General features: G+C 72.7%; 16 protein-coding genes. 9 read left to right on the top strand and 7 right to left on the bottom strand.

Features of this window, described 5'->3' with window-relative positions; translation table 11 throughout:
- Positions 1-130: 130 nt before the first annotated feature.
- The gene (locus tag OG943_RS18625) at positions 131-817 is read left to right on the top strand and encodes a histidine phosphatase family protein (RefSeq protein WP_328611053.1); all 687 of its coding nucleotides are present in this window, start codon (positions 131-133) and stop codon (positions 815-817) included.
- Here OG943_RS18625 and OG943_RS18630 read toward each other — a convergent pair.
- The 3 genes from OG943_RS18630 to OG943_RS18640 all read right to left on the bottom strand — a co-directional run bounded on the left by OG943_RS18630 (position 814) and on the right by OG943_RS18640 (position 2761).
- Positions 814-1593 (bottom strand): ABC transporter permease, encoded by a 780-nt coding sequence (locus OG943_RS18630; RefSeq protein WP_328611054.1) that lies wholly within the window; start codon positions 1591-1593, stop codon positions 814-816. The genes OG943_RS18625 and OG943_RS18630 overlap by 4 nt on opposite strands.
- Positions 1594-1659: 66 nt before the next feature.
- Complete coding sequence (locus tag OG943_RS18635) at positions 1660-2157, bottom strand: MmpS family transport accessory protein (protein ID WP_328611055.1); 498 nt, start codon at positions 2155-2157, stop codon at positions 1660-1662.
- 205 nt (positions 2158-2362) lie between these two features.
- Complete coding sequence (locus OG943_RS18640) at positions 2363-2761, bottom strand: NUDIX hydrolase (protein ID WP_328611056.1); 399 nt, start codon at positions 2759-2761, stop codon at positions 2363-2365.
- A gap of 121 nt (positions 2762-2882) precedes the next feature.
- Here OG943_RS18640 and OG943_RS18645 point away from each other — a divergent pair, with 121 nt between their 5' ends.
- Positions 2883-3542, top strand: a complete 660-nt coding sequence (locus OG943_RS18645; protein ID WP_442874795.1) for a helix-turn-helix domain-containing protein — start codon at positions 2883-2885, stop codon at positions 3540-3542.
- Here OG943_RS18645 and OG943_RS18650 read toward each other — a convergent pair.
- Positions 3530-5023: an FGGY-family carbohydrate kinase gene (locus OG943_RS18650; protein ID WP_328611058.1), complete on the bottom strand. Its 1494-nt coding sequence runs from the start codon at positions 5021-5023 to the stop codon at positions 3530-3532. The two genes, OG943_RS18645 and OG943_RS18650, sit on opposite strands and share 13 nt — an antisense overlap.
- Before the next feature lie 95 nt (positions 5024-5118).
- Between OG943_RS18650 and OG943_RS18655 the strand changes: the two genes are divergently transcribed.
- The 3 genes from OG943_RS18655 to OG943_RS18665 all read left to right on the top strand — a co-directional run bounded on the left by OG943_RS18655 (position 5119) and on the right by OG943_RS18665 (position 7767).
- Positions 5119-6096 carry a LacI family DNA-binding transcriptional regulator gene (locus OG943_RS18655; protein WP_328611059.1) on the top strand — a complete coding sequence of 326 codons (978 nt, stop codon included), beginning with the start codon at positions 5119-5121 and terminating at the stop codon, positions 6094-6096.
- Positions 6097-6478: 382 nt separating this feature from the next.
- Positions 6479-7060 carry a DNA-binding protein gene (locus OG943_RS18660; protein ID WP_328611060.1) on the top strand — a complete coding sequence of 194 codons (582 nt, stop codon included), beginning with the start codon at positions 6479-6481 and terminating at the stop codon, positions 7058-7060.
- 50 nt (positions 7061-7110) lie between these two features.
- Positions 7111-7767 (top strand): RES family NAD+ phosphorylase, encoded by a 657-nt coding sequence (locus tag OG943_RS18665; protein WP_091617004.1) that lies wholly within the window; start codon positions 7111-7113, stop codon positions 7765-7767.
- Positions 7768-7830: 63 nt separating this feature from the next.
- On the opposite strand, the gene OG943_RS18670 is transcribed toward OG943_RS18665, so the two are convergent.
- Both OG943_RS18670 and OG943_RS18675 read right to left on the bottom strand, forming a co-directional pair.
- Positions 7831-9777 carry a S9 family peptidase gene (locus tag OG943_RS18670; RefSeq protein ID WP_328611061.1) on the bottom strand — a complete coding sequence of 649 codons (1947 nt, stop codon included), beginning with the start codon at positions 9775-9777 and terminating at the stop codon, positions 7831-7833.
- A 38-nt stretch (positions 9778-9815) separates the two neighbouring features.
- Complete coding sequence (locus OG943_RS18675; RefSeq protein WP_328611062.1) at positions 9816-10781, bottom strand: TerC family protein; 966 nt, start codon at positions 10779-10781, stop codon at positions 9816-9818.
- A gap of 308 nt (positions 10782-11089) precedes the next feature.
- On the opposite strand from OG943_RS18675, the gene OG943_RS18680 reads away from it, so the two are divergent.
- From OG943_RS18680 to OG943_RS18695, 4 genes are all read left to right on the top strand, one after another.
- Entirely contained in the window at positions 11090-13960 is a 2871-nt protein-coding gene (locus tag OG943_RS18680) for an alpha/beta fold hydrolase (RefSeq protein WP_328611063.1), read from the top strand.
- The gene (locus tag OG943_RS18685; protein WP_328611064.1) at positions 13957-14895 is read left to right on the top strand and encodes an ABC transporter permease; all 939 of its coding nucleotides are present in this window, start codon (positions 13957-13959) and stop codon (positions 14893-14895) included. Before OG943_RS18680 ends, OG943_RS18685 begins: the two co-directional genes overlap by 4 nt.
- 67 nt (positions 14896-14962) lie before the next feature.
- The gene (locus tag OG943_RS18690; protein ID WP_328611065.1) at positions 14963-15727 is read left to right on the top strand and encodes an enoyl-CoA hydratase/isomerase family protein; all 765 of its coding nucleotides are present in this window, start codon (positions 14963-14965) and stop codon (positions 15725-15727) included.
- A gap of 87 nt (positions 15728-15814) precedes the next feature.
- Positions 15815-17260 (top strand): S28 family serine protease, encoded by a 1446-nt coding sequence (locus OG943_RS18695; protein WP_442874740.1) that lies wholly within the window; start codon positions 15815-15817, stop codon positions 17258-17260.
- A 36-nt stretch (positions 17261-17296) separates the two neighbouring features.
- Here the strand turns inward: OG943_RS18695 and OG943_RS18700 are convergent, their stop codons facing one another.
- Complete coding sequence (locus OG943_RS18700; RefSeq protein WP_328611067.1) at positions 17297-18115, bottom strand: inositol monophosphatase family protein; 819 nt, start codon at positions 18113-18115, stop codon at positions 17297-17299.
- Positions 18116-18129 lie beyond the last annotated feature (14 nt).

Raw genomic sequence — 18129 nt, forward strand, 5'->3', positions numbered from 1 at the left:
CACCGGCCGGCCTGGGGGGGTTGCCGATCCGGCCAAAAGTAGGCGGATCGAACGGTGACCGCCGGTATGCGGCCGATTCCGCCGTGACTGTGGTCGGATCGGCAACGAACGGCACAGCTAGGGTCGGTGTATGAGCACGCCCGAACAGGAAGTCGAGTACCGCCAGTTCCGGTTCAGCCCGCCGGCCGGGGCCACCGAGATCTTCCTTGTCCGCCACGGTGAGTCGATGCCGGCGCGGGCCGGCGCGCCGTTCGACCTCGTCGACGGCCAGGCCGACCCCGACCTCGCGCCCGAGGGCCGCGACCACGCCAGCCGCGTGGGCGCCCGGCTGGCGGGCGAGCGGATCGACGCGCTGTACGTGACCACGCTGCGCCGCACCGTTCAGACGGCGGCGCCGCTGGCGGAGAAGCTCGGGCTGACGCCGTCGGTCGAGCCGGACCTGCGCGAGATCCACCTCGGCGACTGGGAAAACGGCCTCTTCCGGCGCCACACCACCGACGGCCACCCCATCGTCGACCGGCTGTGGGCCGAGCAGCGCTGGGACGTCATCCCGGGCGCGGAGTCCGACGAGGCGTTCGGCGCGCGCGTCCGCGCGGCGCTGCTGCGGATCGCCGCGGCGAACCCGGACCGCCGCGTCGCGGTCTTCACCCACGGCGGCGTGATCGGCGAGGTGTTCGCGCAGGCGAGCCGCGCCGTCGACCGCTTCACCTTCCTGAACGCGGACAACGGGTCGGTCTCGCACCTGGTGATCGACGGCGACCGGTGGATCGTGCGGCGCTTCAACGACACCGCGCACCTCGAAGCCCCGCTCGGCTAACGCCGGGCGAACCACCGGGCCCTGGCCGGCCGCTCGTCACGGCGGACCCGCCCAGCCGCGACGAGCTGGACCGTCGTCAGCACGGCCACCGCCTCGGCGGCGAGCAGGCCGAGCAGCACCAGCACCTGCGTCGTGCCCGCCTGCAGCGGGCTCGCGCCGCCCAGCAGGACGCCGACGTACGCGCCGGGGAGGGTGACCAGGCCGACGGTGCGCGTCTGGTCCAGCGCGGGGATCAGGGCCTGCCCGGCGGACGGGCGGCAGATCTCCAGTGCGGCCGCCCTCGGCAGGAACCCCAGCGCCAGCGCGGCCTCGTACTCGCCGTGCCGGGACTTGAGTTCGTCGAGGGCGCGCCGGGCCGCCTGCGACGTCGCGGTCATGGTCCCGCCGATCACGATGCCCGCGACCGGCACGACGGCGATCGGCTCCGGCGGGACGACGCCCGAGCCCAGCACCAGCGCGAGCACCGGCACCACCCCGGACGCGATGGCGGCCGCCACCCACGGCAGCGATTCGCGCGGCACCCCGATCCGCGACGCCGACGTGAAGACCGCGATCGAGAACATCAGCAGGATGAACAGCCCGGTGAGCCAGCCCGAGCGCAGGATCACCGTGATCACCAGCGAGACGAGCGCGAGCTGCGCGACGGCCCGGACCGCGGCGATCAGCACCGCCCGCCCCTGCCCCAGCTCGCCGAAGCGGACGACGGCGCCCCCGGCCAGCGCGAGCACGACCAGCACCACCAGCAGCGCGGGCCCGAATCCGATCGCGGCGTTCACCCCGGTGATCCTGCCCGAGCCGGGCAGATCACGGCGCTCGCGCCCTGGGCGCGGCGCGAGCCAGGCTCACGCGGTGCAGCTGAGCTGGCGGCCCTCCCCCGAAACGGACTTCTCGGCGACGACCACGCCGTCCACGACGATGCGGCAGGTCAGCTCGCCCGGCCCGGCGTTCTGCGCGGCCAGGCTGGAGAACTCGACCTGGTCGGCCGGGCCGGTGCGGGTGACCGTGACCGACCACGGCGCGGTGACCGCGGCCAGCTGCTCGAGGTCCGCGCCGCTGGCGACGTAGGTGAGGTAACGGGCGCCCCCGGCCGGGCCGAGGAGCTGGTAGACGACGGTGTGCGTGGCCAGCTGGACCACGGGCTCGGCCTTGGCGATGCCGACGATCGGGGTGGCCGGGCCCTCGTCGGCCGCGGGCGCGGCCTTCGGCATGACGTAGGAGGCCACGGCGAACGCCACCGCGATCACGCCGATCACGACCACGACGCTGCCTGAAGGCCGGAGGCGGCCCGGGCCGGTGCGGCCCGGCGTGGACTCCGGCGGGGTCGTGGTGGGAACACTCATGGAGAGGTCTTCTCTCGTTCGAGCGCACTTCCATCGAGTACGACGTCTACTTCTCGTCCGGACGTCACGCGGCGTTAGCCGAGTCGGGAAAGTTACCGCAACTTCACCCTTTCGGGTGTCTCCGCGAGTCACAGACCAGCAGGCCACCACGCACGATGCCGATAACAGTGTCGTGGCACCCAGTCACGGAGCGTCAGGGTGGCAGTCAGTCCACGAGGCCGGCATCGGCGAGCATCCGCAGGACGCGCCGTCCCGCGGGCGGGCACGCGTCCGCGTCGGCGGAGGCCAGCCACGCCGCTTCGGCGATCTCCGCCGACGGCACCGGTTCACCTTGGTGGTCGGCGGTGTAACAGGTCATGTGCACGCGGCGGCCGTCGGCGAACCCGTCGGCCTGCTCGTCGAGCAGGGTGAAGAGGCGGAAGCTCAACGGGTCCAGCTCCACGCCCAGCTCTTCGCGGATCTCGCGGCACAGGCCGGCCACGTCGCCCTCGCCCGGCTCGCGCTTGCCGCCGGGCAGGTAGAACTTCGCCTTGCCGCTCGTGCGGACCGACAGCAGCCGCCGGTCCCGGACGTGCACCCAGGCCAGCGCGTCGATCGGGTTCATGGCTCGCATTCTGTCGTACCCACCGGGGATGATCTCAACTGTGTTTTCGCCAGCCCCGTTTTCGCAAGCCCCGTATTCGGAAGCCCCGCCGCCGGAACCGCTGCGGCCGCTCGTCCGCTGCCTGTGGCGGTCGGCCCCGCGCGGGCCCCAGCGGATCGTCCCGGACGGCTGCCTGGACCTGGTCGCGGGCGACGGCGAGGTGTTCGTCGCGGGGCCGGACACCGGCGCCTGGTCCTCGCTCACCGCGCCCGGCGCGGTGCTGCACGGCCTGCGCTTCCGGCCCGGCGCGGCGGCCGGCGTGCTGGGCGTGGCGGCCGACGAGCTGCGCGACACCCGCGTCCCGCTGGCCGAGCTGTGGGGCCACGAGGGCGCGGTGCTGGCCGCGCAGGTGCTGGACGGCACGCTGTCCCTCGCCGACGTGGCGCGGCGGCGGCCTGCGGAGCCCGACCCGGCCGTCACGGCGGTGGTCGCGCACCTGGAGCGCGGCCCGTCCCGCGTCGGCGCGCTCCCGGCGCCGCTGGGTCAACAGCAACGGTACGAACAGCAGTTGGGTAAACGGCAGCTGGGCGAACGGCAGCTGCGGCGGCGGTTCACCATCGCCGTCGGCTACGGCCCGGCCACCTACCTGCGGGTCACCCGGTTCCAGCGCGCGATCGCCGCCGCACCGCGCAGCACGGGACTCGCGGAGCTGGCGGCCACGGCCGGGTACGCCGACCAGGCGCACCTCGCGCGCGACTGCCGCGCCCTCACCGGCTTGACGCCCAGCGCCTACTTCTCCTGAGCCGCCGCCCGCTGGTGCGCGGCGAGGAAGTGCTGCAGCTCCACCGTCGCCGGGTGCAGGGCGCGATAGCGGGCGTAGAACTCGTCGTAAACGTCCGCGCGAGCCGGATCCGGCTCGACGACCGTGGCGACGGGGTTCCAGGCATCCACATCGGGCTCCAGACCCACCGCGACGGCGGCCAGCAGCGCGTCGCCGAACGCCGCGCCGATCGTCTCGGCCGGCACGTGCTGTCGGGCCCTGGTCACATCGCTGACGATCTGGGTCCACACCCGACCCTGGGTCCCGCCGCCGACCGCGACCAGCCGCCGACCCGCCGCCTCGCCCATCGCCTCCAGGTTGTGCCGCACCCCGTAGGCGGTCCCCTCCAGCGCCGCGCGGTACAGCTCGGCGCGGCCGTGCGACGTCGTCAGGCCGGCCACCACCCCGCGCGCGTCCGGGTCCGGCACCGGCGTCCGCTCCCCCGCGAAGTACGGCAGCATCAGCAGCCCGCGGCTCCCGGCGGGCACGCCGTCGGCCGCGGCGACCAGGCCGGCGAACTCGCCGCCGACCAGCTCGCGCAGCCAGTCCGTGATCGCGCCGGACGTCGCCATCCCGGCGGCCAGCGAGTACGTGCCGGGGAACGCGCCGCGGGTCGCCCACAGCCCGGGCACCGGGCGGGGCCGCGCCGCGGTCTGGATCAGGAACATCGTGGTGCCGTACATGACCATCGTGTCGCCGGGCGCGCGCACTCCGGCGCTGGCGGCCTCGGCCCAGGCGTCGACGGTGCCGGCGGTGACGGGCAGCCCGGCCGGGAGCCCGGTCGCGGCCGCCGCTTCGGCGGTCACGGTGCCGGCCACCTCCGTCGGCCACGCGAGCCGCGGCAGCGTGACGCCGGGCGCGACCAGCCGTGCCCAGTCTTCGGCCCACGCCCCGGCGCGCAGGTCGTACATCGGGTCGCACTGGCTCGCCGAATGGTGGTCCAGCACGTACTCGCCGGTCAGCCGCAGCACCAGGTACGAGCTGGCCATGAGGAACAGCTCGGCCCGCGCGGCGACGTCCGGCTCGTGCCGGGCCAGCCAGCGCCACTTGGGCCCGACGGCCTGGCTGGACAGCGCACTGCCCGAACGCTCCACAATGGACTGATCGCCCAGCTCCGCGGTCAGCTCGGCGATCTCGGCGCTCGCGCGCGTGTCGACGCCGTAGAGGATCGCGGGACGCAGCGGGCGGCCGCTCGCGTCCGCGGGCAGCAGCACCGGGCCGATGCCGCTCACGGCGAGGCCCGCCAGCGGCCGTTCGCCCGCCGCCGCGACGAGCTCGCGGCACAGCGAGACGAAGTCGTCCCACCACACCGCTTCCGCGTCGTGCTCGAACCAGCCGGGGTGTGGGCGGGAGGTGGTGTGCGCGCGGCCGGCGCGCGCAAGTATCGTCCCGTCCGCACCGACCAGGACGCCCTTGGAGCTGGACGTGCCGATGTCGATACCGAGCAGCAGGCCCGGATCCACCGCGACTCCCTGGGTAAGGTTACGGTAAACGATTACCCGGGACGCTATTCTCGACGCGACAGGGTGTCAAGGAAGCCAGGGACGAGGAGGTCGTGGTGGCCACCATCAGCGACGTCGCCGCGCGGGCCGGGGTCTCCACGGCGACCGTGTCGAGGGCGCTGAACGGAAAGTCCACTGTGGACCCGGAGCTGGCCGCGCGGGTGCTGGTGGCCGCCGAGGAGCTCGGCTACCACCCGAACGGCCTAGCCAGGAACCTGCGCCGCCAGGAAACGGCCGTGCTCGCGCTGATCATCTCCGACGTCGAGAACCCGTTCTTCACGGCGATCGCGCGCGGGGTGGAGGACCTCGCGCAGGTGTCGGGGTACTCGGTGGTGCTGTGCAACTCCGACGAGAACGAGGACAAGGAGCGCCGCTACATCGACGTGGCGCTGCAGGAGCGGGTCGCGGGCGTGGTGCTGTCGCCGACGGGGCGCTCCACCAACGTCGAGCACCTGCGCCGCCAGGGCACGCCGATAGTGGCGGTCGACCGCCCGCTGAACGGGCCCGACGGCGACCAAGTCCTCGTCGACACCCGCCGCGCCGCGCGCGACGCCGCCCGTCACCTCTCCGCGGGCGGCTACGGCCGGATCGGCTGCCTGAGCGGCCCCGCGGGCGTGCGCACCGCCGACGACCGGCTCGCCGGCTTCCGCGACGCCGTCGGCGAGGACACCACACTGTTCCGCCGCACCGAGTACCGCGCGGAGGGCGCCCGGCTGGCCGCGCTGGAACTGCTGGACCTGCCCGAGCCGCCGGACGCGCTGCTGGTCGCCAACAGCACCATGACCATCGGCGCGCTGCAGGCCCTCACCGGCCGCGGCCTGCGCCCCGGCCGTGACGTCGGCATCGTGTCCTTCGACGACGCCCCCTGGGCGACGCTCATCGACCCGCCGCTGACCGTCGTCGCGCAGCCCGCGTACGACATCGGCCGCGTCGCCGCGCAGCTGCTGCTGGCCCGCATCGCCGACGGGACCCGCGCGCCCACCACGACCACGCTGGAAGCCCGGCTGATCGAACGGCAGAGTTCCCGCCGCTGAGCCGCGGGCGGGCCGAAGACTTCACGCGGGGGCGAATCCGGCCGCGAACCGGCCCGGACGAACGACGTGCCTGGTGGGCCGACGTGACGCCGGCCCCCAGGCACGCCCCACCCCCTTGTCCCCCCAGCGCCGGTGGCCCGAAGGACACCGGTGCCGCAGCAGCCCGAGGCGGAAATCGATCCTCAACGGAACGTAAATGCGCCACGTCGGGGTGTCAAGCGCACGAAAGCCTGGACAACCGGGTCACGTCCCGGGCACACTGTCCCCCAATCGCCTACGCATCGTGTTTGATGCTGTGCACTCCGTGTCGATCTCTGGTGAATTCACCCACAGATCCGGTGAAGAACCGCACGAACCCGCACATGCGAGCTACTCTGAGCGCATGTCACCCGCGCTGGAGAACGTCCTCGCCAAAGCCGGCCTGAAGGCCGACGCGAACGAGTTCTTGACGCTCGTGGAGGACGCGGCACGCCGGCTTTCGCCACCGAATCCGGACCCGTCCCACTACTTTTCGCCCGACCAGCGGGCCGCGCTCGCCGACGTCGGGCTCGACCTGTCGCCGCGGCATGAGAACGAGCCGGACTTCCGCGCGCGCACCGTCGCCGCGCACGCCGTGCTCGCGGACTCCGCGTTGAACGTGCTCGAGGCCGCACAGGCGCTCGGCGTCGACGACAGCCGCATCCGGCACCGCCTCAAGGAGGGCCGGCTCACCGGCTGGAAGGACCAGGGCTGGCGCCTGCCGTCCTGGCAGTTCAACGGCTCGGGCGTGCTGCCCGGCCTCGAGGTCGTGCTGCGCGCGGTGCCCGAGGACCAGCCCGCGCTGGTCGTCGCCGCGTTCATGAACACTCCCCAGGCCGACCTGGTGATCAGCGACCGGCCGGCGACGCCCCGGCAGTGGCTTCTCTCCGGCGGTGACCCCGAACAGGTAGCCGGTCTCGTCGCCACGCTGGGCTCGCCGTTCTAGGCTGAGCCGAAGAGCAAGATCACCCACACAGGACGGACGACCCCCGACGCATGGCCCGGCTCCCCCTGCCGCCCGCACGATCCGCCCTGGTCAAGGAACTTGACCGGAGCCACGACGTGGTTTCGGTGCAGCCCGAGACCAGGCTGGTCCGGATCTTCACCGCGCACGGCAACCACCCGCAGCAGTGGAACACGTTCCGCTACACCGGCCCGCTCCCGCACGGGCGGTTCGACCAGCAACCGCCCGGCCGTGGCGGTCAGCCGGTCACCGACCCGGCCAACGGCGTGCTGTACTTCGGCCTGACCGTGCGCACCAGCGTCGCCGAGGTCTTCCAGACCAGCTCCACCGTCGACCGCAAGACGCGCGGCCCGCGGCTGGTGGTCGTCCGGCCGACCCGCACCCTGCGGCTGCTCGACCTGACCGGCCTGTGGCCGACGCGGGTGGGCGCGTCGCAGGAGATCTCCAGCGGGCCGAAGAAGATCACCCAGGCCTGGGCCCGCGCGATCCGCACGGCTCTGCCCGACCTCGACGGCCTCTGGTACCGCTCCTCGATGGACGCCGGCGACCCGTCGCTGTGCCTGTGGGACCCGCCCGCGGGCGCGGCGCTGCCGATCGCGCCGGACGTGCTGCTGCCCCTGGACCACCCCGGCCTCGACGTGCCGCTGGGCCGGGTCTGCGAAGAGCTGAACTACACCCTGCTCAACTAGCCTGCTCAAGGAAGCGCCGGGCCCTCGCCGTGACCATCCCGGCGAGGGCGCCTGCCGACCGCCTCAGCCCAGGTGCCGCGACCACCACTCCAGCACGGCGTCGAACCGCTGCACGCGGTGGCGCGGCCGGCCCGAGCGGGAGAGTTCGTGGCCCTCGCCCGGGAACAGCAGGAACTCCGCATCCGCGCCGGCCTTGCGCAGGGCCACGAACATGCGCTGCGCCTGCTCCAGCGGGCACCGCCAGTCCTGCTCGGAGTGCACCACGGCGAACGGGATGGAGATCTGGTCCGCGTAGGTGAGCGGGCTGCGATCGCGCTGGACCTCGGGGTCGGAGCCGATGTAGGAGTCGACGAAGGTGTAGCCGATGTCGGAGCTGCCGACCATCGAGTCCCACGCGTTCACCGCGCGCTCGCTCCAGGCGGCCTTGAACCGCTCCGGGTGGTGCGAGGCGACCCAGCTCGTCATGAACCCGCCGTACGAGCCGCCCATGATGCCGGTCCGCGCCGGGTCGAGGTCGGGCCGCTCCAGCGCCTTGTCCAGCAGCGCCAGGACGTCGTCGACGTCGACCGTGCCGAACCCGTGCGTGATGGCGCGGCCGTGGCTCTGCCCGTAGCCCGCCGAGCCGCGCGGGTTGCCGAGCACCACGGCGTAACCGGCGGACGCGTACACCTGCGCCTCGTCGAACACCGCCCAGTCCTGCTGGGCGAACGGGCCGCCGTGCACGACGCGCAGCACCGGGTGCGGGCCCTCGCCCTCGGGAAGCACCAGCCAGCCGTGCACCGGGTAGCCGTCGGGCGCCGTGGTGTTCAGCTCCACGACCTGGCGAAGACCCTTGTCCCGCAACGTCTTCGAGTAGTCCGTGAGCACGCGGGGGCCGCCGGCAGCGGTGAGCACCACGACGTCACCGGAAGTCTCGGGCGTCGCGACCACGGCGACCACCGTGTCACCGTCCGCGGCGAACCCGCGGACCGCGAGGTGACCGCCGTGCAGCACCCGCAGACTGTCCAGCGGCGCCGCGTCGGCCGTCACCGGCACCGCGCGCAGCTCGGCCGCGCCGCGGTTGCGCACGACCACCAGGACCTCGTCCCCGAGCGGGACGGCCGGTCCGGCGCCGTCCTCGATGTCGACCGTCTCGATGTCGGTCAGCCGGCGCGCCTTGACCGGGCCGCTATCGCCGAGGACGGCGGCGTACAGACCGGTGTTGCTGGCCTCGAAGTGACCGTCCTCAAAGGACGAACCGTAGAAGAACAAGGTGCCGTCCGGACCGAACACCGGCAGCCCGGCCCACCCTTGCCCCCGCACGAGCAGTTCGGGATCTCCGCCGCCGGACGGGAAGGAAACCAGATCGAACGTGTCGGTCTCCACCCGGTCCCAGTCCTGCGGCACCGTGACGATCACGCGCCGGCCGTCGGGCGTCCACACGGGATAGTCAACGGAGTAGGCGGCGGGCGAGACGGGCTCCGGCTCGGCAGCGGCAGTCTCGATGTCCAGCACGAAGAGTCGCTTCACCTGGTCGCGCAGGAAGCCGATGTCGTCGAAGCGGTAGTCGAGACGCGTGATCCGGCGCGGGGCCTCGGCGGGCGGCTCCGGCGTCTTGCCGTCGGCGTCCGCCGTGCCGTAACGGCCCGCCTCCGGCAGCCGGGCGGTGAACGCGAGCCGGCGCGAGTCCGGCGCCCACACCGGCGCGTCGGCGCCCAGCTGCAGCGACGTCAGCCGCTGGGCCTCGCCGCCGCCGGACGGCATCACGTGCACCTGCGGGCTGCCGTCGGCGCCCGCGCCCTCGCCGGCGCGGAGGAACGCGACCCAGCGCCCGTCCGGCGAGATCGACGGCGCCGAGTCGTGCGGCCCGTGGGTCCACGGCGCCTCCCCGCCGCCGAGGTCCACCCGGCGAAGCGCGCTGTGCCCGGAGTCGGACTCCAGGTCCGGGCGCTTCACCGCGGTGAGCAGCAGCTCACCCCGCAGCGCGGGGCGGCCGGGGACGACGAGGGCTTCGATGTCGGCAGGACGCATGCCGACGACCGTACCGGATCATTAGCAACGCGAACGACCTATTTGGCGGACAGCTCAGCGCGTTCGTCACGCTTGGCCTTCGCCAGGCTGGCCACCGTGGTCACGGTCAGCACGACCACGATCACGCCGAGGGAGACCCAGTTGTTGATGTCCAGCCAGTCCGGCGCCACGTGGTACTCGTGCAGCGCGTGCACGAACAGCTTCGCGCCGATGAAGGCGAGGATCACGGCCAGCCCGTAGGTCAGGTACACCAGCTTCTCGACCAGCCCGCCGAGCAGGAAGTACAGCTGGCGCAGGCCCATCAGCGCGAACGCGTTGGCCGTGAACACCAGGAAGGCCTCCTGGGTGATGCCGAAGATGGCCGGGATCGAGTCCACCGCGAAGAGCAGGTCGGCCGAGCCGATGGCGACGATCACCACGAGCATCGGCGTGATCATCCGCTTGCCGTTGACCTTGACCGTGTACTTGTGCCCGTGGAAGTCGTCGGTCACCGGGAAGAACTTCCGCACCGCCCGGGTGACGGCGTTCTCCTTGTACTCCTCTTCCTCGTCCTTCTTGCGCAGCATGCTGACCGCGGTCCAGATGAGCACCGCGCCGAAGAGGAAGAAGACCCACACGAACTCCGCGATGAGCGCGGCGCCGACGGCGATGAAGACGCTCCGCATGGCCAGCGCGAGCAGGATCCCGACCAGCAGCACCCGGTGCTGGTGGATCGCCGGCACCTTGAACGAGGCCATGATGATCATGAAGATGAACAGGTTATCGACGCTCAGCGAGTACTCGGTGATGTACCCGGTGAAGAACTCGACCCCGGAACTGTGCCCGGCGAAGACCCAGACACCGATGCCGAAGAGGACCGCGCAGGCGACGTAGAAGATCACCCAGCGGGCGGCCTCACGGGTGGTCACCTCGTGCGGATTGTGGTCGACGATGAACAGGTCCACCGCGATCAGGGCGAGAATGCCGCCGACCGTTGCGATCCACAGCCACAGGGGGACAGTCATGAAACAACCTCCGGATAGTGCACAGCAGCAACTAACCGGAGGTCTCTTCCGCCGCTTCACCAGCGACCGACGGTGCCGGGGGGCTGAGCCACCGTGCTGACGACACCGCCGCGAAGGAATACTCCCCTCACAGCGAGTTCAGTGTGCCGGTTACGGCGCGCAAACGCCAGCGGAGGTTGCCCGCGTCACCAGTCCGGCGGTGTCAGCCAAGTCACGACCCTCCCGGACGGGTGACGTGCGCGGCCGGGATGTCGGATTCGTGTGAGCCCGGGGCGACGTTCTCAGCAAAACTCCCATAGCGTCGGCGCGTGCCCCGAATCCCGCTCCCTCGCACGCGCGGCTCCCGTATCACCGCGCTGGCCGCGGTCGTGGTGGTCGTCGCCGCGGCCGTGGTCGTCTGGACGACCAGCGGCTCGCCGCCGTCCGCCGTCCGGACCCAGGACGCCGTCCTCGAGCTCCCGGCCGCGCCGGGCTCGGCGGACCAGGTCCGCATCGACACGACCACCTACCTGCCCGCGAAGACCCCCGCGCCCGCCGTCCTGCTGGCCCACGGTTTCGGCGGGGACAAGTCCAGCGTCGACCCGCAGGCCCGTGAACTGGCCGGCCGCGGCTTCGTCGTGCTGACCTGGTCGGCGCGCGGCTTCGGCCGCAGCACCGGCAAGATCGGCCTGAACGATCCGGACGCCGAGGTCGCCGACGCCAGCCGGCTCGTGGACCACCTGGCCGCGAGCAAGGAGGTGACCACCGACGCGAAAGGCGACCCGAAGGTCGCGGTCACCGGCGCGTCCTACGGCGGCGCGCTCTCCCTGCTGCTCGCGGGCACGGACAAGCGGATCGACGCCGTCGCGCCCGTGATCACCTACAACGACCTGGCCCAGGGCCTGGTCCCGAACGCGGCTGCGGCGCAGCCGCCCGCGGCGGCCACCCCGGCGGCCGGCGAGTTCGCCCCCGACGGGGTGTTCAAGAAGACCTGGGCCGGCATCTTCTTCTCGGCCGGCTCCGGCGCGCCGTCCGGCGGGACCTCGTCCGCCGAAGCCCCCGAGGCCGGGCAGGAGACGAACGACTCCGGCACCTCGGCCGGCGGCTCGGGCACCGCGCCGCAGGCCGCGGCCCCCACGGCAGGCGGCCAGGCGTCGCAGCTGCCCGCCGCCGACCCGTGCGGCCGGTTCACCGCCCAGGTCTGCCAGGCGTACACGGAGCTGGCGACGACCGGGAAGGCGAGCCCGCAGACCATCGCGCTGCTGCACCGGGTCTCCCCCGCGTCCGTGACGAGCAAGATCACCGCGCCGACGCTGCTGGTGCAGGGCGAGAGCGACACGCTCTTCGGCCTCGACCAGTCCGACGCCACCGCGCGCCAGATCAGCGCGGCGGGCGGCAAGGTGAAGACCATCTGGTACACCGGCGGCCACGACGGCGGCACCCCCGGCCCGCAGCTGCGGGCCAAGATCGGCGACTTCCTCTGGTACTCGCTCACCGGCGAGGGCAGCGACCCCGGCACCGGCTTCAGCTACGACGTGCAGGGCACGTTGCGGGCCAACGGCACGCCGTCCGTGCGCACGGTCAACGCCGACGCCTACCCCGGCCTCACCGGCCAGGGCACGGAGCGGCGGCAGGTCGCGCTCACCGGCCCGGTGCAATCGGCGGTCCGTCCCGCGGGCGCGAGCCCGGCCGCGGTCAGCGGCATCCCCGGGCTGAACGGGCTCGCGGCGAGCTCGTCCCGGCTGACGCCGCTGTTCAGCATGGACCCGGCGGGCCAGGCGGCCCAGTTCGGCACCGCGCCGTTCGGCAGCCAGGTGCTCGTCTCCGGATCGTCCACAGTGCGCCTCCAGGTCGCGGCCGACCCGGCGCACCCGCTGCCGGAGGCGGTGCTGTTCGCGAAGCTCTACGACGTGGGCACCGACGGCGCCCGGGTGCTGCCGGCCAACGCCGTCGCACCGCTGCGGGTCAGCGGGCTGCCCGCGGACGGCACCCCGGTCGACGTGACGGTCACGCTGCCCGGCATCGTGCGGCCGATCGAGGCGGGCCACTCGCTGCGGCTCGTGGTCGGCACCACCGACCAGTCGTACTCCGTGCCGGGCCAGCCCGGGGTGTTCCGGATCGGGCTCGCGCCCGGCTCGTCGCTCGCCGTGCCGGTCGTGCCCGGCGTCTCCGTCGGCACGCCGGCGCCGGCCGGGCAGCTGATCGGCATCGGCGTGACCCTGCTGGCCGCCGTCGCGGCGCTGGCGTTCGCGGCGCTGCGACGACGGCGCGCGCACGACGTGGACCCCGAGCTGGCGCGCACCCCGCTGGTGATCAGCGGGCTGCGCAAGCAGTACGCGGGCGGCTTCGTCGCGGTGAAGGACCTGTCCTTCCGCGTCGAGCCGGGCCAGGTGCTCGGCCTGCTCGGGCCCAACGGCGCGGGCAAGACGACCACGCTGCGCATGCTGATGGGCCTGATCACGCCGACCGAGGGCGAGATCCGCGTGTTCGGCCACCGGATCACGCCGGGCGCGCCGGTACTGTCCCGGATCGGGTCCTTTGTGGAGGGTTCCGGCTTCCTGCCGCACCTGTCCGGCCGGACGAACCTGGAGCTGTACTGGGCGGCCACCGGACGGCCCGCGGAGAAGGCGCACTTCGCCGAGGCGCTGGAGATCGCCGGGCTCGGCGACGCCGTGGAACGGCGCGTGAAGAACTACAGCCAGGGCATGCGGCAGCGGCTCGCGATCGCCCAGGCGATGCTCGGCCTGCCGGAGCTGATGGTGCTCGACGAGCCGACCAACGGGCTCGACCCGCCCCAGATCCACCAGATGCGCGAGGTCCTGCAGCGCTACGCCGCCACGGGGCGCACCGTGGTCGTCTCGAGCCACCTGCTGGCCGAGGTCGAGCAGACCTGTTCGCACGTCGTCGTCATGCACCGCGGCACCCTGGTGGCCTCGGGCGAGGTCGGCGAGCTGGCGGCGGCCAGTGGCGAGGCGACGTTCCGGGTCGACGACCCGGCCGCGGCCGCCGCGGCGCTGAAGGCCGTCGGCGGCGTCACCGACGTCGCGGTCGAAGGCGAGCTGGTGCACGCGAACCTCGACGGGCTGCCGCGTGCCGAGGCCGTGGCGACCCTGGTGCGCGCGGGCGTCGCGGTGGAGCAGGCCGGGCCACGGCGCCGGCTGGAAGACACGTTCCTGCAGCTGGTCGGAGAGAACTCATGAACGAGACCAACGGCTCCGGCGGGGTGCACACCGACCCCGCCGCGCTGCAGGAACTGAGCGACCTCGCGTCGCACGAGCGGGCGGAGGTCGGCCCGGACGGCGCCGTGGCCGGCTACCGCGCCGACCGCACGCTGCGGCTCGGCGTGGAGCTGAAACGCCAGCTCAAGCGGCGGCGGACCCAGCTGGTGCTCGGGTTCGTCGTGCTGCTGCCGTTCATCCTCGTGGTGGCGTTCGAGATCGGGCAGTCGAACCCGAACGCCCGCTCGGGCGGGTTCGTGGACCTCGCGACGGCGAGCGCGCCGAACTTCGTGGTGCTCGCGCTGTTCGTGTCCGGGACGTTCCTGCTGCCGATGATCGTGGCGCTGTTCTTCGGCGACACGGTGGCCAGCGAATCGTCGTGGTCGAGCCTGAAGTACCTGCTCGCCATCCCGGTGCCGCGACACCGGGTGCTGCGGCAGAAGGCGATCGTTTCGGGCCTGCTGTCCGCCGCGGCGCTGGTGCTGCTGCCGCTGGTCTCGCTGCTGGTCGGCGTGATCTGGTACGGCACGGGCGACGCGATCAGCCCCACCGGCGACTCGGTGACCTTCGGGCAGAGCCTGGTCGCGCTCGTGCTGTCCATTGTGTACATCGTGGTGCAGCTGGCCTGGGTGGCCGGGCTGGCGCTGCTGCTGAGCGTGTCCGTCGAGGCGCCGCTCGGCGCGGTCGGCGGGGCGGTGCTGGTGGCGATCCTGTCGCAGATCCTGGACCAGATCACGGCGCTGGAAGGGCTGCGGAACTACCTGCCCACGCACTACTCGTTCGCCTGGATCGACCTGATCTCGACCGACGTCGACTGGTCGAACATGGCCAGCGGGGCGCTGTCGTCGCTGATCTACGCCACGGTGTTCCTGCTGCTGGCCGGCCGCCGGTTCGCGCGCAAGGACATCACGAGCTGACCCGCCGTCCTCCGCGCCGCCCGCCGTCGTCCGACGCGGGCGGCCGGAGGGCGGTACGGTCGCCCGCGTGACGATCCAACTCGAACTCGACGCCGGCGTCGCCGTCGTCACCATCGACCACGGCCGCGGCAACACCCTCGACACGGCCACCTGCCGCGAACTCGTGCTCCAGCTCGGGGCGGCCGAAGCCTCCGACGCCCGGGCCGTCGTGCTCACCGGGACCGGCTCGATGTTCTCCGCGGGCGTCGACCTGCTCAGCATCGACGAAGGCGGCGCCGGCTACGTCAGCGAGTTCCTTCCCGCGCTGTCCGACGCGCTGCTGGCGGTCTTCGGCTTCCCGCGGCCGGTGGTGGCCGCCGTCAACGGGCACGCGATCGCGGGCGGCCTGGTGCTGGCCGCCGCGTGCGACCACCGGGTGCTCGCCGCCGGCCCGGCCCGGCTCGGCGTCACCGAGCTGCTCGTCGGCGTGCCGTTCCCGATCGCGGCGCTGGAGATCCTGCGCTGCGCCTACGGCACGACGCCGTTGCCCGGCCTGATCTACAGCGGCGCGACCGTGCCGGGCGAGGACGCGCTGTCCCGCGGCCTGGTGGACGAGATCGCGCCGGCCGCGGAGGTGCTCGGCCGCGCCCGTGAGCTGGCCACGCGGCTGGGCGAGCTGCCGACCGAAGCTTTCGCGCACACCAAGGCGCAGCTGCACCGGCCCTACCACGAGCGGATCGCGGAGAGCCGGCCGTCGGACGACGACAGCGTCGAGCGGATGTGGCGCTCTGAAGCCGCACTCGCCGCCGTGAAGTCCTATGTGGACCGCGTACTGCGCGCTCCGGCCTCCTGACGCGCCCGGCTCCGGACCCACGGGGAAAGACCCGCCGTTGGTGGCTTGCCCAGGCCCGGGCAGTCTGTGAGGATCCGACAGCCGAGGATGGCCCGGGTGTTCGGAGGACAATTTGCGCAGGCTGCTCACCGTCTTCTCGACAGTTCTGCTCTCGGCCGCGGCCATGGTGGGGTGGCGAACGCCGCTTCCCCTGGCGGCCGCGACATCAAGGCCGCGCTCGCCACGGTGCCGGGGCTGACGGTCGTGTCCGAGGACCCGGCGCCGGCCGGGTTCCGCTTCTTCGAGCTGACGTTCACCCAGCCGGCGGACCACCGGAACCCGCACGGGCCGGCGTTCCAGCAGCGGTTCACCCTGCTGCACCGGGACTTCAGCGCGCCGACGGTCGCCTTCACCAGCGGCTACAACGTCTCCACGGCGCCCAACCGCTCGGAGCCGACGCGGATCGTCGACGGCAACCAGCTCTCGATGGAGTACCGCTACTTCACCCCTTCGCGGCCGGAGCCGGCGAACTGGGCGCGGCAGCTCACCATCTGGCAGGCCGCGGCCGACGAGCACGCCGCCGTGCAGGCGTTCAAGCGGATCTACCCGGGCAAGTGGCTGGCCACCGGCAGCAGCAAGGGCGGCATGACGGCCACCTACTTCCGCCGGTTCTTCCCCGGCGACGTCGACGGCACCGTCCCCTACGTCGCGCCGAACGACGTGATCGACCCGCTCGACCGCTACAACGAGTTCCTGGCGAACGTCGGCGACCCCGCCTGCCGCGCGTCGCTCAAGGCGATCCAGCGTGACGCGCTGAAACGGCGGGTCGAACTCGGCGAGCTGGCGAAGGCCGACGCGGCGGAGAAGGGCTACACGTTCTCGATCGTCGGCTCGGCGGACAAGTCGCTCGAGATCGCGGTGATCGACTCGTACTTCGGGTTCTGGCAGTACCAGCCGGCGTCGGCCTGTGCCTCGGTGCCGAAGCCGGGCGCGCCCGCGGCCGCTGTCTGGTCCTGGTTCGAGCAGGTCGAGAGCCTGAACACCTACTCCGACCAGGAGCTGGAGCCCTACATCCCGTACTACTACCAGGCGGCGGTGCAGCTCGGCTCGCCCGAGGCGTACGACAGTTACCTGCGTGACCTGCTGCGCTATCCCGGCGCCGACGTGCCCGGGACGTTCGTGCCGGCTTCGGTGAAGCGGCCGCGCTTCGACTACCTCGCGATGCCGGACGTCGACTTCTGGGTGAAGACGCAGGGACGGCAGCTGCTGTTCGTGTACGGCTCGAACGACCCGTGGGGCGCGGAGCCGTTCGAACTCGGCTTCGGGAGCAAGGACTCGTACCGCTACTTCGTGCCGGGCGGCAACCACGGGTCGAACATCGCGCAGCTGCCCGCCGCGCAGGCCGCCGAGGCGACGGCGACGATCCGCCGCTGGGCGGGGCTGCCCGCTCAGCCGTCGCCGGCCGCCCGGTCGGCGACCGAGGGCTTCGCCGGCTTCCCCGGTTTCCCCGGTTTTGACGCCGACCCGCTGACGGCCGAGCGGCCGCCGCTCTAGGCCGCACGGTTCCGGGCGGCGGGCCGCTGAGTGTCCTTATCGGACTGTCCGGCCGAGCACGTTCTCCAGTGCCTCGTGCCAGGAGTCCTCGTCGGGAGCGCACAGGAGGCCGCCGCCCATCCGGCCGGGGTCGAAGGGCGAGCCGTCGAAGTGGGCGCTGAAGCCGCCCGCTTCACGGTGCAGGAGCCAGCCCGCGGCGTGGTCCCACGGCATCAACCGGTTGTAGCACAGCAGATGGACGCGGCCTGCCGCCGCCAGCAGGTACTCGTGGCCCGCGCAACGGAACCAGGTGTAGCCCGCCAGCTTCAGCAGGTTCGCCACCAGGGTGCTCCGCAACGGCTCGGGGGCGAACCGGGCGCCGGCGATGGCCTCCATCCGTCCCAGCGGCACGGGGTCGGCGACCTTGAGCCGCTGGGAAGCTTCGCCGGGCCGGCGCAGCCACGCGCCCGCCCCGGCGACGGCCATCGCGGACGTCCGCGTGATCGGATCGTGGATGACCGACCCCACGATCCGCCCTCGGTCCATCACGGCGGCCATGACCGCGAACAGCGGGAGGCCGGACACGAAGTTCTTCGTCCCGTCGAGCGGGTCGAGCACCAGCGCGGACTCCGAACGCAGCTGCGCCCGCAGCACCTCGTCCGAGCCGGCCGACTCCTCCCCGATCACCACCGTTCCCGGCCACTGGTCCCGGACCGCCGCGGAAATCGCCTCCTCGGCCGCCCGGTCGGCGACGGACACGACGTCGAACTCGGAGGTCTTCTCGGCGATATCAGCAGCGGCAAGGTGGCCGAACCTCGGAACCAGCTCCCGGGCGGCGACCGTGGCGATGATGCCTTCCAGGAGTTCGATGTCCATGGCGCCATCGTCCG

The sequence above is a fragment of the Amycolatopsis sp. NBC_00345 genome, assembly GCF_036116635.1.
GTDB lineage: Bacteria > Actinomycetota > Actinomycetes > Mycobacteriales > Pseudonocardiaceae > Amycolatopsis.